We start from the raw sequence: 21,525 nt of genomic DNA on the forward strand, positions 1-21,525 counted from the left end.
GTCCGAGCGAATGATCTTCACGTAAAAGAGGGTTTTCGGTCTTGCGCTATCGCCGCTTGGCCCAGTCCAGCACGTAGAGCCTGAGGGCTGACGACAGGTTGGCGGTGCGTGGACGGTTTTCGTCGATTTCGGCGATCAGGGCGGCGAGCGGCATGTCGCGGCTGGCGGCAATGGCGACGAGATCGTCATGAAAGGGCTTTTCCAGCGAATAGCTGGTGCGGTGGCCGCGAATGGTGACCGAGTGCTTTTCGACGATTGCCATCGCAGTTCACCGCGCGGCGGATGCGGGCGGGGCGCTCATTGATCGCCGGGTTCGCGGCCGGGCGAACGGCGGTGCGCATCGAGGAAGGTTGTCGCCTTACTCTCAAGCAGGCTTTTGCGCTCGCGCTCGGACTTGCTGCGGCCATGGATGGCGCGGTTTTCGGCGGCGATGCGCTCTTTCTCGCTGCGGGCCTTCTGCTTGCGGGCCTGACGCAGGTTGACGATTTCGGCCATCGCGGTGCGCCCCTTGCGGCGGTCTACTTCTTGCGGAAGGCGTCGAGCGAGACGACGTCGGCTCCCTTGCCAGCCGATGCGTCGGCGGCGGGTTCCTTCTTTTCCGCTTCGGCCGATTTCTTCTTCGATGCCGGTGCGGGCTTTGCTTCCGCGACGATGGAAATCGGCGGCGTCTCGGGTTCGGTGGGCTCGGCTGCTTCGGACGGTTCGGACTTGACGTCGAATTCGAGTTCGAAGTTCACCGAGGGGTCATAGAAGCCGCGTACGGCAGAGAACGGGATCTCCAGCTTTTCGGGAATGTCGGAGAAAGAAAGACCGATTTCGAAGCCGGTGTCGGTGACTTTCAGGTCCCAGTACTGGAATTGGATGACGATGGTCATCTGTTCGGGATAGCGCTCGCGCAGGCGGCTGGAAATGCGCACGCCGGGCGCACCGGTGAGGAAGGTGATGAAGAAATGATGATTGCCGGGCAGGCCGGCGCGCGCGACTTCAGCCAGCACCTTGCGCATCACGCCGCGCAGGGCCTCCTGGGCGAGAATGTCGTAGCGGATGTGGTCGTCGGCCATGGGTGGTTCCGTTGAATCGCCTGAATAGCTGTAATCAAGCTTGGGGGCGTCGTAAACCGCATATACGTCACCCGCATATAGAAGACTTGGCGGGAGACGCCAGATGCGCGCCTGCAATTTCGTTTCGAGCTACCGACGTGGGTGTGGATGAGTGGTCGAAATGCCGGGTTGCAGGCCGCCGCTTTCGGCGAGAATGAAGCGGATACGCTCTTCGATCGGAGCGAGCGGCAACTGCACCAGTTTATAGCCGAAGCTTGAATAGGTTTCGATCATTGCTGCGTAGGTGCGTTCGGCTTCCGCGAGCGTCTGGCGGCGCTCGGCATCCTGAATGAAGATTTCCGGCCATGGCGGGGCGATGAAGACGCAGCGCTGGTAGCGGTGCAGCCTTGCCGCTTCAAGTATGTGCGTCGGCACGACGAGGTCGTTTAGCTTGAGGAAACCGATGGTGTCGGGGATGCCGCGGTCGAAGAACACCGGGCCTGACCCGACGGCTGCCGCTGCATGGGAGCGCAATTCCCAAGCGAGCATCAGTTCGGCAAAGAGCGCGGCATCGCGCCAGGGTAGGGCCGGGCCGCCAATTGCCTGCTGGTGCTGGATGATGCCGCGCCCGGCTTCAGGCGAGGTCGTGAAGCCGAGGGAGCGCAGGGCTTCGATCAGGGTTGTCTTGCCGGAACCCGGCCCGCCGGTGATGACGATGAAGCGATTGCTTGTGTCTGGCATGTGGTTTTCCGAATAGATGAGTGCCTGAGCGGCGACAAATGGCACGCCCATGCAACCTGGAATGGCTGCAGTTCGTTGATTGGAGATGGGGAAGAGAAGTGGAGGTTTATCTTGAAAGCAATCCCAGCAGTGGGATAGTTGCCCCAAGTGCGATGTCTCAATCTGGTTTGCCGACGAGAAGTTAGTTGTTGATCACGTTGATGGGGTGATTTTTCGCAACCCGTTCCGCCTGTTTTAGATTGTGCGGCCTCTCGACAGCCAAGATGCAGTTCGCCTTCCGTAGCTTAAATGCATTATTTGACGCATGGGCTGCAAACCAATTCGGCTTTTGCCGCTCGTCTCTTAGAATCGAGCCATTTTAGTCCGCACCTATTAGGTGATGAAGGCCAGCTTTGTTGCACCTTGATTCACGCCGGAACAAGTGGATACCTTCTTTTCGGGGCAAGTAGTTCTTTAACCCGCTTCGTCCTTTCCGCCCTATGGTGGAAATTGATTAACGAGTTCGGGTCGTGCCACTGCCTGAAACGCCTCGTGGAATTGTTTGGATTTAACTTCGGGGAAGACGGGGCCAAGTTTTTCAAAGAGGTAATGTTCATCTTTCGTTATGCGGGGGAAATTGACGAATGTCATGGGGACTTCGTTGCGCACCAAGGCTTCAATGAGGGCAGCAAACTTGCGAGCAAGTACATTCTCTTGATCGTCACCCACTTTGGTCCCCCATAGCCCTCCGGCGACAGGATCTCCGTCTGTTCGCCCTGTAGTCTGGAATTGAACCAGCCTCCGGCTTGCTGCCGCACTTGCGATATCGCGTATCGGAACGATCACATGGCGAAACTTAAAGCCCGCGGCGAGTAGGTCGTCTACGTGGTCGCATAGAAACGGGCTCTTGATGATAGTTGGACCACATCTGTCATAGATGTCCCATTCCATGCCTGCCCGCGCAGTGGGGTAGTAACCCACGTCGCGGGAGTTGTGGAAACCAGTATCCAGCCCTAGGTTCGTCAGAATCTGTATCAGAAAGGTCGTGCCTGCCCGGCCGGTTCCTGAGACGTAGACGCGACCCACTTCTTCGGGTGTCAAAACGTCACGCGACCTCTTAAACATGCCATCTCCTTCCTTCTATCGTGGGTGGGGGGCAACAAGGATGATCGGTTCTATTCTCGGATCAGGTTCTTCCAATGCTGGTGCTGAGTAGGACGCTCGCAATCGACTGGTTGGCTTGACAGCCCGGCCGACCCACTGCCAGCCAGGCTGGTTGGGTCAATTCGGGACCGTGAAATTAAGAGCTTCTGGTTCTGGCCGTTACGACTGCCTGAAAGAAACGCTGTGGGTCATCAAGATGGTCGACGATATCGAACCAACTACCCCAATGATCCCTGACGTACTCGGGCGTCATGAATGCATCGCCATAGTGTTGTCCACCAAAGTAGGTGAAACCGCGTTCCCTAAGGGCTTCACCAAATGTTGGGTCGCCTTGGATTATCCGAGCGTTTTCAGCGCGCCAGGGATCGTTAACGGGTTTTGTCAGATCGATGGTCGCAAAGTGTTCGAACACTCTCGGCGGCTCGACAGTCGCAATTATGGTGCCGCCGGGCTTGAGTACACGCTGGATTTCTCCCAACCAGTTGTCTTGCTCCGGCTCGGATAGATGGGTGAAAACCGAATAGGCATACACAAGGCCAAATGAATTGTCGTCGAATGGAAGGCTGCCGCCAGGACTGATCTGATAGTAGGCTCCAGGCACGCCCGTCGATTTAACGAAGCCTAGCGCCTCGTCACTGACGTCGACCCCGAACAGCTGATCAGGTCTAAAATCGTTGAGGAAAGCCCTTATCATGCGGCCATATCCGCAGCCAAAATCAAGGATCGGTGCAGCGTTGGAAAAGTCGGTCTGCTTTCGAATGTGGGAGTGAAATTTGCGAACCTCCTTCAGTGACCCCACGCCGTGGCTGCCGATGTAGCGTGACTGGACTTCGGCGGGTGGGAAGCCAGGAAGCCCCAAGCTAGCATCTGAAACGCTTCGCTTTAGATAACCAAACCATTCATCATCATTGAGCCTGAGTGGAATTCCTTCATACCGAAATCGAGACCAGCCCCTAAAGCCCGGCAGCGATCCTAGAAATTCCTGCAGTCTCATTGCTTTGTTCCTCAAAAATTGAATGCCGGTCTCTCCTGATACGGGAGCTTATGCGGCTGCCCTGATCGCAATTTTGCGCCGACTGAGCCTTAGGTCAATCGAAGCTGCCTGCCGAAGGCCGCTCTTTATCCAAGCCAGATGGAATGTCTGGACATATGATCATCCGGGCCGAGATGGATTGACGTCGAAAAACTGCAAACCGCAAATGAATGCAGGGCAGGGGCTGGCTGGAGATGGGGGAGAAGTGGAGGTTTCTGTTGCCAGGTACCTCCGAACCCCGCCTAGAGGGGCTAACCCCTAGGGCTTGATTCGAGACTGTCGCACCGCATTAAGCAGCGAGACGTGCCTCAGCATAGTTGTCGTTTGCAACTATAAGTTTAGCCCGATAACGGTGGTACAATGCCGGGCAAAAGTACGATCTTTACACCTTCGTCGATCCTATTTCGCCCCCAGCAAAAGCCGCTCTGCTTGTACAAAGCGGTTTTTGGTGGAGGCGCCGGGTACCGCCCCCGGGTCCGAACGGCTTATTACATCGCCCATTTATCGCCATAGTCGGTCAAGCCGACGAAGCGAATATAGGGGGCGGCGGCGGCAAATGGAAGAGCGGCAGGCCCGTGGTTGTCGTCTGCCGGGATTGCAACGCAAAGTCTTGACTCTCGATGCCAATTTCCCCGAAGCTCCGCCGGTGGTGCAGGGGGACTCACCTAGCGTGCAGGTTGCAGCGGATGCCCATCCCCCGGTGCCTGATGTGAAATTTGGCTCCGATGAGGGGAAATTCCATGGCTGACTACCTTGCAGACGTGAAGAAGTACGATGCCGGCGCTGATGCCGCCGTGGTCGAAAAGATCGTGAAGCATCTGGGCATTGCGCTTCGAAACAAGGATTCTTCGCTTGTTGCCGCCAGCGACAAGAAGGAACTCGACCGCGTGCGCGACAATTGGGGCGTGAAGAAGCTTGGTGTCGATGCAGCCAAGGCAGAAGCCGCCGTCGCCAAGGTCGCCAAGGCCATGGCCGCCGACAGTTCGAAAGGCCGCGTGACGTTCTACTATCTGGTGGCCAAGGAGCTTGGTAAACTCAAATCCCTTTAGCTTCGGAAACTCCACTCCGGCGGCCGACTAGCAGCGTTTTCTGCGCTTCCGGTGCTCACGTACCTTAAGTACGCTCCGCTCCGGTTCTCGAAACCACAGCTATTCGTCTCCCCGGAGCGGCTTTCCCTTCACTGATCGGGACCTCCAAGCACGACGGGGTGACGTCGTTGTGCCGTGTGGTTTGTGCGCTTCCGGTGCTCACGTACGTTAAGTACGCTCTGCTCCGGTTCTCGAACATCGCCATTTTCGTCTCACCCTGACGCTAAATTTCAGCGCCCTAAATGCTGACGTATCATGAGGGCCGGGCGGGCAGCGTTTCGTTCGGCTGCTGTGCTTCGACGCGTTGAAGCTGTGGGCGCGGCCGTGCCGAGGGCGGTTTCAGGTATTCGGTAAGAGATTGCAGGGCTATACTGGTTCCTCAATCGAATCGGACGGGACCAATGCGGCAATATCTCGATCTCTTGCAGCATGTGCTGGACAATGGCACCGACCGGGGCGACCGTACCGGGACGGGTACGCGCTCAGTATTCGGCTACCAGATGCGCTATGATCTCGAGCGCGGCTTTCCGGTCATCACGACGAAGAAGCTGCACCTGAAGTCGATCATCCACGAGCTTTTGTGGTTCCTGGCCGGGGACACCAACATCAAATATCTCAACGACCACGGCGTCACCATCTGGGACGAGTGGGCGGACGAGAAGGGCGACCTCGGCCCGGTCTACGGACGCCAATGGCGCTCCTGGCCTGACGGCGATGGTGGCGAGATCGACCAGATCGCGAATCTTCTCATAGAGTTGCGGCGAAATCCTCAATCACGCCGGCTGATCGTATCGGCCTGGAACCCGGCGCAGGTGGACGACATGGCCTTGCCGCCGTGCCACTGCCTGTTCCAGTTCTATGTTTCCAACGGCCGGCTGTCCTGCCAGCTTTACCAGCGCTCGGCGGACATTTTCCTGGGCGTGCCGTTCAATATCGCCTCCTACGCGTTGCTGACCATGATGGTGGCGCAGGTGACCGGGCTAAGGGCGGGCGACTTCGTGCACACGCTGGGCGATGCGCACATCTACAGCAATCACTTCGAACAGGCGCGCGAGCAGCTTGCCCGCACGCCCAAGCCATTGCCGACGATGTGGATAAATCCGAAAGTGGACGACCTGTTTGCCTTCCGCTTCGAGGACTTTCGGCTGGACAATTACGTGGCCGACGCCTCGATCAAGGCGCCGATCGCAGTTTGATCGGCTCTTGACCCTAGCTTACAGCGACCATGACGTCGGAAGCCTTGATGACGGCATAGGCTTCAGAGCCGACCTTGAGCTTCAGTTCGTCGACCGCTTCGTTGGTGATCGAGGCGGTGACGATTGCTCCGCCGATGTCGATGCGCACATGGGCGGTGGTCGCACCCTTGGCAACCTCGACGATCTTGCCCTTGAGCTGGTTGCGTGCGCTGATTTTCATGTGAAGTCTCCTGATGTGATGTCTGGCTGCCCTTATACGGAAAAGCTTGTGTCTTGACGATGGCGTGGCCGCGGGCCGGCCAAAATCTTTGATTGGAACAGCGCCTTAGCCGGCCGCGTTCGGCTCGGTAGGCGGGGTGTTGGCCGCCGATTGCGGGATGCAGGACGCCTTCAACTTATCTTGAAAGTACTGGCGCGTTGCCGCTTCGAGCGGAGCGCTGAAGGAATATTGTTGGACAATTCCGAGCAAAAGGCTTCCATTGTTATATTCAGGTGGATATATCGTTTTTCCGGCTTTGGCCGAAGGAATTGGCAACAAGGTTGCGACAGATCAGGGAGAGTTTCATGTTGATGGGTAAGGGTTTTGGTTTGAAGGCGCTGGCCGCCGCTGGTGGCGTGGCTGCGGTGATGATGGCGATGGCGCCGGCAGCGCAGGCCGACGATGAAGTGATCGTATTCGCGGCAGCGAGCCTGAAGAATGCCCTCGACGCGGTGAATACGGCCTGCCAGCCGGAAGTTGGCGAAGCTGCGAAGATTTCCTATGCCGCCAGCTCGGCACTGGCCAAGCAGATCGAGGAAGGCGCTCCGGCCGACGTGTTCATCTCCGCCGATCTCGACTGGATGAAGTATCTTTCCGAGAAGAAGCTCACCAAGACCGACACCGAAGTCCAGTTGCTCGGCAACCGCATCGTGCTGGTTGCGCCGAAGGATTCGAAGGCTGAAGTGAAGCTCGAGAAGGGTGCGGATCTTGCAGCGGTAATCGGCGACGGCAAGCTCGCGATGGGCGACGTCAAGGCGGTTCCGGCCGGCAAGTATGGCAAGGAAGCGCTTGAATCGCTCGGCATGTGGAGCTCGGTCGAGGGCAAGCTTGCCCAGGCCGAAAACGTGCGCGCCGCGCTGAAGCTGGTGTCGACCGGCGAAGCTGCTGCCGGCATCGTTTATGCAACCGACGCGGTTGCAGAGCCGGGCGTCAAGGTCATCGGCACGTTCCCGGAAGATTCGCACAAGCCGATCATCTATCCGGTCGCGCAGACTGCTGAGTCCAAGGACGACGATACCCCGGCCTTCCTGAAGTGCCTGCGCACCGATGCGGCCAAGAAGCTTTTCGAAGAGCAGGGCTTCACGGTTCTGGCACCGGCCAGCAACTGAGTTTGCACTGGCAAGAACGGCTGACAATGGCGATTTTCGCGGCTCCGGCAACAGATTGACGCAAGTTTTTCTCCGGCTCCCGGAAGTCGCCATTCATGATATGTGTCGGCCTGGATTTCGACAGGCACCGACATTCAACCGACTTTTCAGAAGTAAGACATGAACTGGCTGCTGGACCTCACTCCCGATGAATGGAATGCGGTCCATCTGTCGATCAAGGTGGCGACGGTGGCGATGCTGGTCAGCATCCCCTTTGCCATCGCCATTGCGTATGCGCTGGCGCGCTGGCGCTTCTGGGGCAAGACGGTGGTGAATGGCCTCGTCCATCTGCCGCTGGTGCTGCCGCCGGTGGTGACCGGTTACCTGCTTTTGCTGGCGTTTGGCCGGCGCGGCCCGGCGGGTGCGTTCCTAGCCGAGCATTTCGGCATCGTCTTTTCCTTCCGCTGGACGGGCGCCGCGCTTGCCTGCGGTGTGATGGGCTTTCCGCTGATGGTGCGGGCGATCCGGCTTTCCATAGAATCCGTAGACCGCAAGCTGGAGGCAGCCGCCGGGACGTTGGGGGCAAATCCGCTCTGGGTCTTTACGGTCGTGACGCTGCCGCTGATTTTACCGGGCATCATTGCGGGCTCCATCCTGTCCTTTGCCAAGGCAATGGGCGAGTTCGGCGCGACCATTACGTTTGTTTCCAACATTCCGGGGGAGACGCAGACGCTGCCGTCGGCAATCTACACCTTTACGCAGGTGCCGGGAGGCGACGAAGGGGCACTGAGGCTGACGCTTATCAGCATCGTGATTTCCATGCTGGCGCTCGTTGCATCCGAAGTGCTGGCGCGCAGGGTCGGCAAGCGGATGGATATCGAATGACGATCTCGGTCGACATTCGCCACCGGCTGGGCGCTTTCGAGCTGGACGCCCGTTTCGCCAGCGAGGGACGGCTTACGGCGCTGTTTGGGCCGTCCGGTTCGGGCAAGAGTTCGCTGATCAACCTGATTGCAGGGCTTGCCCGCCCGCAGCAAGGGCGCATCGAGAGCGACGGCCGCGTGCTGGTCGATACCGAAAAGGGCGTGTTCGTGCCGCGCTACAAGCGGCGTATCGGCATGGTGTTCCAGGACGCGCGGCTGTTTCCGCATATGAGCGTGAAGAACAACCTTAATTTTGGTCGCTGGTTTACGCCCGCCGGTGAGCGCTATGTCGAGATGGACGCGGTGGTCGAGCTTCTGGGGATCAGCGCGCTGCTGGAGAGGCGTCCCGGCAAACTTTCGGGCGGCGAAAAGCAAAGAGTGGCAATCGGCCGTGCGCTTCTGGCTAGCCCGAAGCTGCTTTTGATGGATGAGCCGCTGGCCTCGCTGGATGAGGCGCGCAAGGCGGAAATCCTGCCCTATATCGAGCGCCTGCGCGACGAGATGAAGATCCCGATGGTGTATGTCAGCCATTCGATCAGCGAGGTGGCGCGGCTGGCCAGCGATGTCGTCGTGATGCAAAACGGCAAGGTGGCGGCCAGTGGGCCGACCGTCGAGATCATGCAGCGGCTGGACCTGCTGCCCGCCGATGAACGCGGCGAGGGTGGCGCGGTGCTGGAGACCAGGGTGGCACGGCATGACGAGGCCTTCGGCATGACGGTGCTTTCCTCGGTTGCCGGCGAGATCAGGGTGCCTCGGGTCGATGTCGAGGTCGGCGCGCCGGTACGCATACGCATTCGCGCACGCGACGTGATGATCGCTACGGAGCGGCCAAAGGGCCTTAGCGCCTTGAACATACTGGCTGGAAAAGTGGCGTCGATCGACAAGGGCGCAGGGGCGACGGCCGAAGTCAGGATCGACTGCGGCGGCGCCGCGATCATGGCGCGGATCACCGAACAATCGCGCCAAGGGCTGAAGCTCAAGTCCGGCCTGCCGGTGTTCGCGGTGATCAAGACCGTGAGCTTCGACCAGGCAAATACGGCCGCCGGACTGCGCCGTGAACTGGACGCGTGACAACAATGCGACACCGCTATTCCATTTTGGAATAGCGGTAGCAACGAAATGGCTTTATGCCTGTGTGAAATGAACTGCGGACATGCGAGATGCCCTCCTTAAGCCTACGCATCAATCTCGATCCTGACGGGCGCATCGGGCCCGGCAAGATCGAACTGCTCGAAAATATCGCCTCCTTCGGATCGATCTCGGCCGCGGCGCGGGCGATGGAGATGTCCTACAAGCACGCCTGGGATCTGGTCGAGGACATGAACCGCGTGTTCGGGAAGCCGCTGGTGAGTGCGCAGACCGGCGGCAAGCGTGGCGGCGGCGCGCAACTGACGCCGATCGGGCTTGCGGTGGTGAGCCGCTTTCGCGCCATCGAACGCGCTGCGGCATCTGCCGCCTCGACGCATATGCAGGCGCTGCAAGCAGAAATCGACGCTGGCTGACGAACTAGCGTGAGGACGGCCTGCAAAGCAGTTTCCTGCGCTTCCGATGCTCACGTACTTTAGTACGCTCCGCTTCGGTTCTCGAAAACCGCCATTTTCGACTCGCCCTGACGCTAGTCCGGCGGTGCGTTGGAAGAAAAGCTGCCGCTATTCCTCCGGTTCGCCGGATTTGCGCAAGAGATAGGTATCCATGATCCAGCCCTTGCGGGCGCGGGCCTCGGCGCGGGTTGCAACGATGCGGTTACCAACGTCGCCGAGGCGGCCGGAGATGATGATTTCGTCCGGCGTGCCGAGATACGCGCCCCAGTGGATGACGAGATTGGTGTCCGCCAAGGTCTGGAAGGCGCATTTGCCGTCCAGCATGACAATGACGGAGCCGGCATTGGCGGGCATGCCGTCTTCGATGAGCCGGCGGCCGGTGGTGATCAGGATCGGGTCGCCGATGCGGTTCAGCGCGATCTTGTGGCTGGCGGCGAGCGCCTGCACGGCGGTGATGCCGGGGACGACCTCGACGGTGAACTCGATATTGCCGCGCTTCTTCACCCGTTCGAGGATGCGAAGCGCGCTGTCATAGAGCGAGGGGTCGCCCCAGATCAGGAACGCGCCGCAACCGTCGTCGGGAAGCTCGTCGCGGATGAGCGCTTCGTAGATGCCAGCGATGTCTTCGTGCCAATCGTCCACCGTGGTTCGATAGGAGGGGGCGGGCTCATCGCGCACGGGCACGTCGAACTCGACGCGGCGGGATTTCGGGTTGGTGACGAAGCGGTCGCAAATCTCACGGCGCAGGCCGGAGAGGTCGCTTTTCTTCGCGCCCTTGTCCGGGATGAACAGCACGTCGGCGCGGTTCAGGCCGGAGATTGCCTGGACGGTCATGTGTTCGGGATTTCCGGCGCCGATGCCGATGACGAGAAGGGTTCGCATGAGCGGATTTCCTGCCCGATCGGGACGGGCATGTCCAGCCGCGAACAGGCTTGTCGAGTACCGATCCCGCTATGAAGCAGGGAGCGGAGCCGCTACGTTGCGAAGATCACCGATGGGGAATCAAAAATGATGTTCCGCACCGCCCTGACCGCCTTGCTCGCGCTGGCCGCTGCGCCGGCTCTCGCCAACGATTCCACCGCCGAATTGGGCACCGGCGGGCTGATCCTCTCGCGCAACGACGTCATCGCCATGCAGAGCGAAGACCTGTTCATTTCGCGCGAAGAGGTAAAGGTGGACTACGTGTTCCGCAATGGCTCGGACACGGACATCACCACCATCGTCGCCTTTCCGATGCCCGAGATTGCAGGCGGTCCGGACCTCAACGTCAGTATTCCCGACGATACGTCCGATAATTTCCTCGGCTTCAGCGGGACAAGCGACGGCCAGCCGATCCAGCCGCAACTGGAGCAGAAGGCGTTTGCCGTCGGGCTGGACATAACGGCGGAACTGACGGGACACGGCATTTCGCTCAACCCGTTCGCGGAGCAGGTCTACGACCAGCTTGAGAAGCTATCCGATGATGTCGCGAACGAGTGGCGCGATCGCGGGCTGATTACCATCAACGAGTATGACGACGGTTCGGGCTGGAAGAAGGAGCGCACGCCGCTGTGGGAGTTGCGCTCGACCTACTGGTGGCGCGCGACATTCCCGGCTGGCAAAGACGTGCATGTGTCGCACAGCTACAAACCGAGCGTTGGCAGCACGGCTGGACTGTCGTTCTTCTATGACGGGCAGTTCCAGGGCGTTTACGACGATTACAAGCGGCGCTACTGCATCGACAGTGGTTTCGAGAATGCCGTGCGCAAGGCCGCGAAAGCCAATGGCGACAGTTTCCCGCCCTATTCGGAAAGCCGGATCGACTATGTGCTCACGACCGGCGGCAACTGGGCGCTGGGCAGCATCGGCAAGTTTCGGCTGACCATCGACAAGGGCGATGCCAAGAGCATTGTCTCGTTCTGCGGGACGGGGGTTAAGAAAATCGGGCCGACGACATTCCAGATGGAAGCCGAGAATTTTTACCCGGAACAGGATATCGAGATCCTGTTTCTCGACACCTGGAGCGATGAGGGCGGCCCGCAATGATTGTGGCGATCTATGTGGCAATTGCGGAAAACGGGGTCATCGGGCGCGAGGGAGGTCTTCCTTGGCGGCTTTCGACCGACCTCAAGCGCTTCAAGGCCGATACGATAGGCAAGCCTGTCATCATGGGGCGCAAGACATACGAAAGCATCGGGCGGCTATTGCCCGGCCGACTGAACATCATCGTAACGCGCGACAAGGACTACCGTGTGGAGGGTGGTGAGGTAACGAACTCGCTAGAGGATGCGATCACGCTGGCGACCGTGCGAACACGTTGCAGCGGCGGCGTGGAAGAAGTGTGCATCATCGGCGGCGGCCAAATCTACGAGCAGGCGCTGCCTTTGACCGACCGCCTGCATGTGACGCATGTGCTGGCTACCATAGACGGCGATGCACGGTTCCCGCCGATCGATCCTGCCGTCTGGAAGGCTGTTCGGTCGGAGGATACGCCGGCCGGCGAAAAGGACAGTCATGCGACGCGCTATACGGTCTATGAGAGAAAGCGGTAGCTCTTTTGCCGTGTTTTGGCGTGAAAGCGACGACAAAGGGTCGCGGCTCACCTTATCTTTAACCTAAACAACGTCTTCGACCGGTTCATCACGTTGAAAGCGGGGCTTGGCGTCCCTATAGAGGTGTTAGGGATGTTGCGCCGTCGACCGGCGCTGAGGGACTCCGGACGAAAGGACATTCATGCCCTGGAACGACAAGAGCGGTGGCGGCGGCCCATGGGGCGGCGGCGGAGGAGGAAACGGCGGAGGCCCGTGGGGCCAGGGACCAAGGGGACCGAGTGGCCCGCAGGGATCGCCGCCTGACCTGGAAGACATTATCCGGCGCGGGCAGGATAAGCTCCGGCGCGCCTTGCCGGGTGGCGGCGGCGTCAGTCCGGCGATGATCGGCCTGATCGCGCTCGTTCTCCTTGCGATGTGGGTTTTCAAGGCGGTCTATACGGTTCAGCCTGACGAGGTCGCGGTTGAGTTGCGTTTCGGTGAACCGAAGCAGGAACTGTCCGAGCCGGGCCTGCATTTCCATTGGTGGCCGATCGAGACCGTGGAAACGGCCAAGATTTCCGAGCAACTGGTCAACATCGGCGGCGGCACCCGGGGCACCGAATCCGCGGGCCTGATGCTTTCGGGCGACCAGAATATCGTCAATGTGCAGTTTTCGGTGGCCTATCAGGTTTCCGATCCGCGCTCCTATCTCTTCGCCGTTTCCGATCCGGACGGGATGCTTCGCCAGGTTTCCGAAAGCGCCATGCGTGAAGTGGTGGGTCGGCGTCCCGCACAGGACATTTTCCGTGACGACAGGCAGGGCATTGCCGAATCCGTGCGCCAGATTCTCCAGGCGACGCTGGACGGCTACAAGGCCGGCCTGAACGTGAATGCGATTTCGATCGAGGATGCAGCGCCGCCGCGCGAGGTGGCCGACGCGTTTGACGAAGTGCAGCGTGCCGAACAGGACGAGGACAAGTTCGTCGAACAGTCGAACCAGTATTCCAACCAGAAGCTCGGCCAGGCGCGAGGCCAGGCAGCACAGATCCGGGAAGAGGCTGCTGCCTACAAGAACCGCGTCGTACAGGAAGCACAAGGTGAAGCGCAGCGCTTCATTTCCGTGTTTGACGAATATGCAAAGGCCCCGGAAGTGACGCGCCAGCGTCTCTATCTTGAGACGATGGAGCGGGTTCTGAGGGATTCCAGCAAGGTTGTCGTGGAGACGGGCAGCGGGCAGGGCGTCGTGCCCTATCTGCCGCTTCCCGAGATCCAGAAGCGTTCGCAGGCGCAGCAGCCCACGAGCGGAGGGACGCAGTAATGGCTAATCGGCTTCCCTTCATTGTCGGCCTCGTTGCCGTCCTTCTTTTCCTGGCATTTTCTTCGGTCTTCGTGGTGAATGCCCGCCAGCAGGCGATCATCCTGCGCTTCGGCGAAATCGTCGACGTCAAGACCGAGCCCGGCATCTACTTCAAGGCACCGTTCTCATTCTTCGACGCTGACAACGTGCAGATGGTTGAGAACCGCGTCTTGCGGTTCGACCTGGACGACATTCGCGTGCAGGTTTCCGGCGGCAAGTTCTACGAAGTCGATGCCTTCATCGCCTACCGCATCTCCGATGCGCGGGTGTTCCGCTCAGCGGTTTCGGGTAGCATCGAGTTTGCCGAACAGCGGCTTCGGACCCGTCTCGACGCGGCGCTGCGCCGTGCCTACGGCTTGCGCGATTTCGAAGCAGCGCTTTCGGAAGAGCGTGGCGTGATGATGCGTGAGGTGCGCGATCAATTGCGCCCCGACGCCACTTCGCTTGGGCTTGAGATCGTCGATGTCCGCATCCGCCGTACCGATCTTACGCAGGAAGTCTCGCAGCAGACCTTCGACCGCATGAAGGCCGAACGTCTGGCCGAGGCGGAGCGGCTTCGGGCACGCGGTAACGAGGCGGCGCAGCGCATTCGCGCCCGCGCCGACCGTGAGGTCGTGGAAATCATCGCAGAAGCGCAGAAGGAATCTGAAATCCTGCGTGGTCAGGGCGATGCCGAACGCAGCGCCACCTATGCGGATGCCTATATGCGGGATCCGGGCTTCTTCGAGTTCTATCGCTCGATGAGCGCCTACGGGACTGCACTGGACAATAGTGGGACGACGATGGTGCTTTCACCGGACTCGGAATTCTTCCGCTATTTCCGCAACCCCAACAGCAATCCCGCCGGCGTAACGCAGCCGGCGCCGGCAGCGGCACCCCAGTCTGGCAACGGCCAGTAGAGGTGCAGGATTTCCTGGCAGCCATGGGCCTGGTTCTCGTTGTAGAGGGCCTGGTCTATGGCGGTTTTCCGAAATTGGCCAAACGGCTCGCCGGTGAAGTGCTGGCGATGCCGGAAGGCGCACTAAGGGTGGCGGGACTTGCCGCCATCGCGATTGGCGTCGGCATCGTCTGGCTGGTGCGGGGCTGATAACAAATCAGTCCGGGAATAACGCATGATTTACTCGGGGCAGGGCACAAAGGTCGCAAACGCGCCTTATTTAATGCCATCATAGCACGCGAAGCGCGGTTGCGACGCGATCTCTAAAAATCCCGGGAGCTCCTTGATGACCACCGAAGTTCTTCTGCGAGCAGCGCGGAAAACCATGTTTGCCGCAACGGCGCTTGCCCTCGCTGGTTCGATGGCGGTTCCGGTGGCCATGGCGCAGAACGCTGCGCCGACCGTGACTCAAAATGGTCCCGCTTCCGTTGCCGACCTTGCCGAAGGGCTGTTGGGCGCGGTGGTCAATATCTCGACGTCACAGACGGTGAAGGGGACCGAGGGACCGGGTGCGGTGCCCATGCCGCAATTGCCGGAAGGCTCGCCGTTCCAGGACTTCTTCGACGAGTTTTTCAAGGATCGCGGCGGTGAACGCGGCGGCGGTTCGCAGAAGGTGCAGTCGCTGGGTTCCGGCTTCGTCATCGATGCCGAGCAAGGATTTGTCGTCACCAACAATCACGTCATTGCAGATGCCGACGACATTGAGGTCAATTTCTCCGACGGCGTGACACTGAAGGCGAAACTGGTCGGCACCGACACCAAGACCGACATTGCCGTGCTGAAGGTCGATCCGAAGGGCCATAAGCTGACGGCGGTGAAGTTCGGCGATTCCAACAAGATGCGTATCGGCGACTGGGTGATGGCCATCGGCAATCCGTTCGGGCTTGGCGGAACGGTGACGGTCGGCATCATCTCGGCACGCAATCGCGACATCAATTCCGGTCCCTATGACGATTTCATCCAGACGGACGCGGCCATCAATCGGGGCAATTCGGGTGGTCCGCTGTTCAACATGAACGGCGAGGTCATCGGCATCAACACGGCGATCATCTCGCCGTCGGGTGGCTCAATCGGCATTGGTTTTTCCATTCCCTCCCAGCTTGCGGTGGGCGTTGTCGATCAGTTGCGCGAGTTCGGCGAAACGCGCCGCGGCTGGCTCGGCGTCCGTATCCAGCCGGTGACCGACGACATCGCCGAAAGCCTTGGCATGAAGAGCGCCAAGGGCGCGCTGATCGCCGGTATCATCAAGGGTGGACCGGTGGACAATGGCACCATCCAGCCGGGCGATGTCGTCAAAAGCTTCGACGGCAAGGAAATCGACGAGATGCGCGACCTGCCGCGCATCGTGGCTGAAAGCCCCGTCGGCAAGGCCGTAGACGTCGTCATCGTCCGCAAGGGCGTGGAGCAGACCGTGAAGGTGACGCTTGGCCGGCTTGAGGATGGCGAAAAACTGGCAAGCAGCGAAGAGGGAACCGGCGAGGAAGACGGCGGCAGCGAGCAGGACAAGGCAGTGGCGACGGCCTCCGTTCTGGGCATGACCATCGGTGAACTCAACGATGAAGCGCGCAGCAAATTCGGCATCGCCGCCGATGTGAACGGTGTCGTGGTGACCGAGGTGGCCAAGGATTCGGCAGCCGCCGAGCGCGGCGTGCAGGCGGGCGAAGTCATCACCGAAATCGCCCAGGAATCGGTCTCGACGCCGAAGGATGTCATGGACCGGATCGGTGCGCTGAAGGAGCAGGGCCGCAAGAACGCGCTGTTGATGCTGGCTTCCAAGAGCGGGGAACTGCGCTTCGTGACGATCCGCATGGATTGAGTCCGAATTCACCGACAAGTATCTGACAAACAAGCGAAAAGGGCGGTGGTCTCGCCCTATTCCCGGTAGTGTACGGTTTTTGATGTTGGTTGTGAAAGAGAGTAGCTCGGCCCGATTGAACGGGAGCGGGTTTTCCCTTTCGCGGGGCGATCTGGAATTGGGGAAGGATGCTTATGGCCGGTGTTTCAAACAAACTTCGTATTGGCGTGTTGTTTGGAGGGCGCTCGGCCGAGCACGATGTTTCGATGCTATCGGCGACAAACGTCGTCAATGCTCTGTCTGCGGACAAATACGATCCCTTTCTGATTTTCGTTACGCGTGACGGGCGATGGTTGCGTAGCCGCGTTGAAGGCGGTGCGCTCGCGCAACCTGAACACGGAGCCGAGATTTGCCTCGTGCCCGGTGGGTTCGGGCGGATGGTGGAAATCGGGCCGGACGGAAAAATGACCGAAGCCGGCAAGATCGACATCCTGTTTCCGGTGCTGCACGGAATGCACGGCGAGGATGGCGCGGCTCAAGGACTGGCGGAAGTGGCGCGCGTTCCGCTGGCGGGATGCGGCATACTTGGTTCCGCGACTGCGCTCGACAAGGTGATCGCCAAACGGTTGCTGCAAGCTGCGGGGCTGCCCGTCGCCAGGTCCATCACGATCAGCGAGGGCACGGCGCAGGATTTCGCTGCTTTAGAGGGCGAACTGGGGCTTCCCGTTTTCGTCAAGCCGGCGCGGCAGGGTTCTTCGGTCGGCGTCAGGAAAGTGTCCGGGAGCCAGGAATTCATGCCGGCGCTGGCTGAAGGTTTCAGGCATGACAACACGCTGCTTGCCGAAGAATTCATTCAGGGGCGCGAGATAGAATTCAGTGTGCTGGAGGATGCTTCCGGAGGGTTGTTCGTTTCGCGACCCGGCGAGATCGTTCCTGCGGAAAGTCATGGCTTCTACAGCTATGATGCGAAATACGTCGATGAAGCCGGAGCAGCGTTGAAGGTCCCGGCGGAACTGCCGCCGGAGGTCGAGACGGCGATGCGGGACGCGGCGGCGAAAGCTTTCCGTGCGCTCGGCTGCGACGGCATGGCGCGTGTCGATTTCTTCCTGATGGCAGACATGAAGTTCGTCGTGAACGAGGTGAACACCATTCCGGGCTTCACCAATATCAGCATGTACTCAAAGGCGATGGCGGCGAGCGGGGTGAGCTACCCGGAAATCATCGACCGGCTTGTTGAACATGGTCTGGCAAGGGCCAGCCGGGAAATCTGAAAGCGCGCGGGCATTCACTACCGCTTGGCCTCGCGCTGTCTGGCCCACTCTTCGGCCGTGATGCTGTAAAAGCTATGGCGCTTCAGGTGAGGGTAGCCGTCCGGAACGCGGGGATGGTCGAAGTCGCGTGCAGGATCGGCGCGCATGCCGATGCGCTCCATCACGGCGGTTGAGCGGTGGTTGGCGGTGACGGCGAAGGACACGATCTCCTTGAGCTTTATCGTCTCGAAGCCGTAACGAAGCCAGGCTTTCGCGGCTTCGGCGACATAGCCATAGCCCCAGAATTCCGGCGCGAGACGCCAGCCGATCTCGACGGTGCCGACGGGCATGAAGGGCGTGTCGTCGGTGTGGCTGAGGCCGACGAAGCCAATGCAGTCGCCGGTCGCGGCAATTTCGGCTGCGGCCCAGCCGAAGCCCTGCCGGTCGAGCGTGGCGCGGAATTCGTCCATCTTGGCATCTGCCTCGGCACGGCTGCGCCGGAACGGGAAGAACTCCATGACGCGGTCATCGGAGTTGATGCGATGGAAAAGCGCGCGGTCGCGCTCCTCCCAATTGCGCAGGATGAGGCGTTCGGTGCGGATCTGGGTCACGTGACGAATTCCTGGCTGGTATAGCCTTGCAGATAGAGCAGGGCAGTAAGGTCGCCGTGGTCGATGCGCACCTTGGCCTCTGCAGCCACCGCCGGCTTGGCGTGGAGAGCGACACCGGTGCCGGCGAGCCGGATCATGTCGAGGTCGTTGGCGCCGTCGCCGACAGCGATGGCATCGGCGGCGGTAAGGCCGAGGCGCGAGGCGATGTCGTTCAGGGCGTCTGCCTTGGCGGCGCGCCCGAGGATGGGTTCGCTGACTTCGCCGGTCAGGCGGCCACTATGTTCGACCAGATGATTGGCGCGGTTTTCGTCAAAGCCTAGCTTGGCGGCGATGCGGCTGGTGAAAAGGTCGAAGCCACCGGAGACAAGGGCTGTCCACGCGCCGTTGGCGCGCATGGTGGCAACAAGGGCCTTGCCACCCGAGGCAAGGGTCAGGCGGTTTGTGATGATGCGGTCAACGACGGCGATGTCGAGGTTTTTCAACAGCGCCACGCGTTCGCGCAGTGCCGGTTCGAAGGCGATTTCGCCGTTCATGGAGCGCGCGGTGATGGCGGCGACATGTTCCTTCAGTCCCACTTCGTCGGCGAGTTCGTCGATGCATTCCTGGTCGATCATGGTCGAATCCATGTCGGCGATGAGGAGTTTCCGGCGGCGGGTCTCCGCCTCCTGAACCACGATGTCGAGCGGCGCGGAGGCGAGCGCTTCACGCAGCAGATCGCCTGTGCGGGTGCTGTCCGCATCGGCCGGCAGGGTCAGATCACAGGCAATGTCCTCGGCCAGCCAGAGAACGGCGCTTGCACCGACGGCCTTTGACGCCATATTCGCAAGCGCCGGCGTCAGCGAGCGGCTGGCGGGGTTAGAAATGAGTGTGGCAATGAGCGGCATTGGAAATTCCGATGAGGGGGCGGGCGGTGGCCGCGTGCAGAACGCGATCCTGATAGCCGGGCCGACCGCCAGCGGCAAGTCGGCGCTGGCGCTTGCACTGGCCGAGAAACACGGCGGCGTCATCGTCAATACGGATTCGATGCAAGGCTATTCGATCCTCGACGTGCTGACGGCGCGGCCTGGTGCGGCTGATGTGGCGCGGGCACCGCACCATCTTTATGGGCATGTCCACCCATCGGTTGCCTATTCGACCGGCAAGTGGCTGCGCGATGTCGGCAAGCTGATCGAGGCGGGAACATTTGCGCGGCAGCGCCCGATTTTCGTCGGCGGCACCGGGCTCTATTTCCGCGCGCTGAGCGAGGGCATTTCCGAGATGCCGGAAATCCCGCAGCAGGTGCGCGATCGGTGGCGCTACGAACTGAACGAGCAGGGTGCGCCAAGGCTGCATCGCATTCTCATGCAAGAAGATGCCTTGGCGGCGATGAAGCTGAGGGCCAGCGACGGCCAGCGCATCGTGCGGGCGCTGGAAGTGCTCGAGGTGTCGGGGCGGTCCATCCTGAGCTGGCAGGCCGAGCGCGGCATGCCGCTGATAGACCGGGGCAGCGCTCACTTTTTTGTGATTGAGCCCGACCGCGCGGCGCTGGTGGAACGCATCGAGGCGCGCTTCGACACCATGCTTGAGCGCGGTGCGCTCGATGAGGTTCGAGAACTGGCGGCGCTCGGCCTCGACCCGGCGCTGCCGGCGATGAAGGCGATCGGCGTGCCCGAATTGCAGGCCGCCATGGCGGGAGAGATCGGATTCTCCTTGGCGATTCAACGCGCCAAGGCCGCGACACGCCAATATGCAAAGCGGCAGGCAACCTGGTTTCGCCACCAGCTCGATGAGCGCTGGCACCGGGTCCAGTCGCTGGACAGCCTTGATCTGATGGTGTGAAGCAGCGCACTCCTGCTGCAATCCATGGGCCGTGGCAGGAAAAAATTCTCTCTCAAAGGTTGCAGGTGTTAACCTTTGTTAAGGCTGCATGTGGCATCATGCAGGAGGGCGTTTTCAGGCGGGTTTTTATGCGCTTCCACAAGGCGGAGTGGGCTTTTTTCGTCTTTATCGCGGTGATCCTGGCGACAAGCCTGGTGATGCTGCATGCCTATGGCCAGTTGCAGTCGTTCGCGCTGGAAGTGCGCAATCCCGACAGGCTCGTCAAGGTTACCTATCTCAACCAGCTGCTTTTCGTCACAAGCCTGCTGCTGGCGGCGGCGCTGTGTTTCGGCACCTTTTTCATCTACCCACTGATCCGCCGGCAGGTGCAGGAGGAGGGCAAGCTGCGCGCCATGACGGCTTCGCTCAGCGCGCGGTCCGAAACGATGGAGATGGCGGCGCTGACCGACAGCCTGACCGGCACGCACAACCGACGCTATTTCGATACCGCGCTCAGCGCCTACATCGAGGAGTTCCGCCGTATCGGCAAACCGATCGGGCTGATGATCCTCGACCTCGACCATTTCAAGCAGGTCAACGATACGCACGGCCACGATGTCGGTGACGAAGTCTTGAAGGCCGTTGGAAAGTGCCTGAAGGACATGACCCGCTACCATGATGTCGTGGCGCGCCTCGGCGGCGAAGAATTTGCAGTCGTTACACCCAACATGGATGTCGACAAGCTCGAGCGGTTCGGCCAGCGCATCCGCAAGGCGATCGCCGACCTGACCATCCCGACCGGCAATATCCATCTGCGCGTAACTACCAGCGTCGGCCTTGCCATATGGGACGGCAAGGAATCCGGCGACGAATTCTATCGCCGCGCCGACCGCCAGCTCTACGAGGCCAAGCGGCAAGGGCGTAATCGCGTCTGCGCCTGAAATTCCACGGAAGAATTCATGAGGCCGACCGCCTGACGCAACCTTCTCGGCTTCCGGTGCTCACGGACTTCAACGTCCGCTGCGCTCCGGTTCCTCGAACGTCACGCCATCCGGCCCGGCCTGACGAATTCCCTCGCGGAATTTGGCCAAGCTGGCGATGTGGGTCAGGGCAGGTGGGCTTTGCCGTTTCGGGGACTCCCGCTGGCACATTGCTGCAAGTTCACGGAATGGATCCCGGACAGCCTCGCCATCGCTTTGCTCGGCTCGCTTCCGGG

General features: G+C 60.5%; 26 protein-coding genes and 1 other RNA gene. 15 read left to right on the forward strand and 12 right to left on the reverse strand.

Translation table 11 applies throughout. The features are described from left to right. Window positions 1-46: 46 nt before the first annotated feature. The 7 genes from ACODTY_RS13595 to ssrA form a co-directional block, all read right to left on the reverse strand. Complete coding sequence (locus ACODTY_RS13595) at window positions 47-262, reverse strand: ribbon-helix-helix domain-containing protein (RefSeq protein ID WP_488994784.1); 216 nt, start codon at window positions 260-262, stop codon at window positions 47-49. 35 nt (window positions 263-297) lie between these two features. Then, entirely contained in the window at window positions 298-495 is a 198-nt protein-coding gene (locus tag ACODTY_RS13600) for a DUF4169 family protein (protein WP_488994785.1), read from the reverse strand. A 23-nt stretch (window positions 496-518) separates the two neighbouring features. Beyond that, window positions 519-1,061, reverse strand: a complete 543-nt coding sequence (locus ACODTY_RS13605; RefSeq protein ID WP_488994786.1) for an SspB family protein — start codon at window positions 1,059-1,061, stop codon at window positions 519-521. Window positions 1,062-1,190: 129 nt separating this feature from the next. Continuing rightward, a complete protein-coding gene (locus ACODTY_RS13610; protein WP_488994787.1) occupies window positions 1,191-1,781 on the reverse strand; it encodes an AAA family ATPase in 591 nt (196 codons plus the stop codon). Window positions 1,782-2,258: 477 nt separating this feature from the next. Beyond that, complete coding sequence (locus ACODTY_RS13615) at window positions 2,259-2,885, reverse strand: hypothetical protein (RefSeq protein ID WP_488994788.1); 627 nt, start codon at window positions 2,883-2,885, stop codon at window positions 2,259-2,261. A gap of 175 nt (window positions 2,886-3,060) precedes the next feature. Beyond that, window positions 3,061-3,918 (reverse strand): class I SAM-dependent methyltransferase, encoded by an 858-nt coding sequence (locus ACODTY_RS13620; protein ID WP_488994789.1) that lies wholly within the window; start codon window positions 3,916-3,918, stop codon window positions 3,061-3,063. A 243-nt stretch (window positions 3,919-4,161) separates the two neighbouring features. Then, window positions 4,162-4,523, reverse strand: a transfer-messenger RNA (tmRNA) gene (ssrA, locus tag ACODTY_RS13625). A 174-nt stretch (window positions 4,524-4,697) separates the two neighbouring features. Here ssrA and ACODTY_RS13630 point away from each other — a divergent pair. Beyond that, on the forward strand, window positions 4,698-5,006 hold the full coding sequence (locus ACODTY_RS13630; RefSeq protein WP_488994790.1) for a DUF2853 family protein: 309 nt from the start codon (window positions 4,698-4,700) through the stop codon (window positions 5,004-5,006). Between the two features lie 440 nt (window positions 5,007-5,446). Continuing rightward, window positions 5,447-6,241 (forward strand): thymidylate synthase, encoded by a 795-nt coding sequence (locus ACODTY_RS13635; protein ID WP_488994791.1) that lies wholly within the window; start codon window positions 5,447-5,449, stop codon window positions 6,239-6,241. 13 nt (window positions 6,242-6,254) lie between these two features. Here ACODTY_RS13635 and ACODTY_RS13640 read toward each other — a convergent pair whose 3' ends face one another. Continuing rightward, window positions 6,255-6,461, reverse strand: coding sequence for a TOBE domain-containing protein (locus ACODTY_RS13640; RefSeq protein WP_488994792.1), 207 nt, complete (start codon window positions 6,459-6,461; stop codon window positions 6,255-6,257). Window positions 6,462-6,805: 344 nt separating this feature from the next. On the opposite strand from ACODTY_RS13640, the gene modA reads away from it, so the two are divergent. The 4 genes from modA to ACODTY_RS13660 all read left to right on the forward strand — a co-directional run bounded on the left by modA (window position 6,806) and on the right by ACODTY_RS13660 (window position 10,013). After that, the gene (modA, locus tag ACODTY_RS13645) at window positions 6,806-7,609 is read left to right on the forward strand and encodes a molybdate ABC transporter substrate-binding protein (protein WP_488994793.1); all 804 of its coding nucleotides are present in this window, start codon (window positions 6,806-6,808) and stop codon (window positions 7,607-7,609) included. A gap of 159 nt (window positions 7,610-7,768) precedes the next feature. After that, on the forward strand, window positions 7,769-8,473 hold the full coding sequence (gene modB / locus ACODTY_RS13650; RefSeq protein WP_488994794.1) for a molybdate ABC transporter permease subunit: 705 nt from the start codon (window positions 7,769-7,771) through the stop codon (window positions 8,471-8,473). Next, complete coding sequence (modC, locus tag ACODTY_RS13655; RefSeq protein ID WP_488994795.1) at window positions 8,470-9,582, forward strand: molybdenum ABC transporter ATP-binding protein; 1,113 nt, start codon at window positions 8,470-8,472, stop codon at window positions 9,580-9,582. Before modB ends, modC begins: the two co-directional genes overlap by 4 nt. Before the next feature lie 89 nt (window positions 9,583-9,671). After that, a complete protein-coding gene (locus ACODTY_RS13660) occupies window positions 9,672-10,013 on the forward strand; it encodes a winged helix-turn-helix domain-containing protein (RefSeq protein WP_488994796.1) in 342 nt (113 codons plus the stop codon). A 147-nt stretch (window positions 10,014-10,160) separates the two neighbouring features. Here ACODTY_RS13660 and cobF read toward each other — a convergent pair whose 3' ends face one another. Further along, entirely contained in the window at window positions 10,161-10,934 is a 774-nt protein-coding gene (cobF, locus tag ACODTY_RS13665) for a precorrin-6A synthase (deacetylating) (protein WP_488994797.1), read from the reverse strand. Between the two features lie 129 nt (window positions 10,935-11,063). Here cobF and ACODTY_RS13670 point away from each other — a divergent pair, with 129 nt between their 5' ends. From ACODTY_RS13670 to ACODTY_RS13700, 7 genes are all read left to right on the forward strand, one after another. Next, the gene (locus ACODTY_RS13670) at window positions 11,064-12,077 is read left to right on the forward strand and encodes a DUF4424 domain-containing protein (protein ID WP_488994812.1); all 1,014 of its coding nucleotides are present in this window, start codon (window positions 11,064-11,066) and stop codon (window positions 12,075-12,077) included. After that, window positions 12,074-12,583, forward strand: coding sequence for a dihydrofolate reductase (locus tag ACODTY_RS13675; protein WP_488994798.1), 510 nt, complete (start codon window positions 12,074-12,076; stop codon window positions 12,581-12,583). The genes ACODTY_RS13670 and ACODTY_RS13675 overlap by 4 nt, the downstream gene beginning before the upstream one ends. Before the next feature lie 181 nt (window positions 12,584-12,764). After that, window positions 12,765-13,880: an FtsH protease activity modulator HflK gene (gene hflK, locus ACODTY_RS13680; RefSeq protein ID WP_488994799.1), complete on the forward strand. Its 1,116-nt coding sequence runs from the start codon at window positions 12,765-12,767 to the stop codon at window positions 13,878-13,880. Continuing rightward, entirely contained in the window at window positions 13,880-14,818 is a 939-nt protein-coding gene (gene hflC / locus ACODTY_RS13685) for a protease modulator HflC (RefSeq protein WP_488994800.1), read from the forward strand. The genes hflK and hflC overlap by 1 nt, the downstream gene beginning before the upstream one ends. Window positions 14,819-14,820: 2 nt before the next feature. Then, window positions 14,821-15,006, forward strand: coding sequence for a DUF2065 domain-containing protein (locus tag ACODTY_RS13690; RefSeq protein ID WP_488994801.1), 186 nt, complete (start codon window positions 14,821-14,823; stop codon window positions 15,004-15,006). Between the two features lie 136 nt (window positions 15,007-15,142). Then, window positions 15,143-16,672 (forward strand): DegQ family serine endoprotease, encoded by a 1,530-nt coding sequence (locus tag ACODTY_RS13695; RefSeq protein WP_488994802.1) that lies wholly within the window; start codon window positions 15,143-15,145, stop codon window positions 16,670-16,672. A 173-nt stretch (window positions 16,673-16,845) separates the two neighbouring features. Next, complete coding sequence (locus ACODTY_RS13700) at window positions 16,846-17,922, forward strand: D-alanine--D-alanine ligase family protein (protein ID WP_488994803.1); 1,077 nt, start codon at window positions 16,846-16,848, stop codon at window positions 17,920-17,922. A 17-nt stretch (window positions 17,923-17,939) separates the two neighbouring features. On the opposite strand, the gene ACODTY_RS13705 is transcribed toward ACODTY_RS13700, so the two are convergent. Together ACODTY_RS13705 and serB are read right to left on the reverse strand one after the other, a co-directional pair. Continuing rightward, window positions 17,940-18,512, reverse strand: coding sequence for a GNAT family N-acetyltransferase (locus ACODTY_RS13705; RefSeq protein ID WP_488994804.1), 573 nt, complete (start codon window positions 18,510-18,512; stop codon window positions 17,940-17,942). Next, complete coding sequence (serB, locus tag ACODTY_RS13710) at window positions 18,509-19,396, reverse strand: phosphoserine phosphatase SerB (protein ID WP_488994805.1); 888 nt, start codon at window positions 19,394-19,396, stop codon at window positions 18,509-18,511. Before serB ends, ACODTY_RS13705 begins: the two co-directional genes overlap by 4 nt. Here serB and miaA point away from each other — a divergent pair. Beyond that, on the forward strand, window positions 19,386-20,330 hold the full coding sequence (gene miaA / locus ACODTY_RS13715) for a tRNA (adenosine(37)-N6)-dimethylallyltransferase MiaA (protein ID WP_488994806.1): 945 nt from the start codon (window positions 19,386-19,388) through the stop codon (window positions 20,328-20,330). The two genes, serB and miaA, sit on opposite strands and share 11 nt — an antisense overlap. 128 nt (window positions 20,331-20,458) lie before the next feature. Then, the gene (locus ACODTY_RS13720) at window positions 20,459-21,250 is read left to right on the forward strand and encodes a GGDEF domain-containing protein (protein WP_488994807.1); all 792 of its coding nucleotides are present in this window, start codon (window positions 20,459-20,461) and stop codon (window positions 21,248-21,250) included. Window positions 21,251-21,319: 69 nt separating this feature from the next. Here ACODTY_RS13720 and ACODTY_RS13725 read toward each other — a convergent pair. Then, the coding region (locus tag ACODTY_RS13725) for a hypothetical protein (protein ID WP_488994808.1) at window positions 21,320-21,525 on the reverse strand (206 nt) is incomplete at its 5' end.

This window comes from Mesorhizobium sp. FG116 (assembly GCF_057809835.1).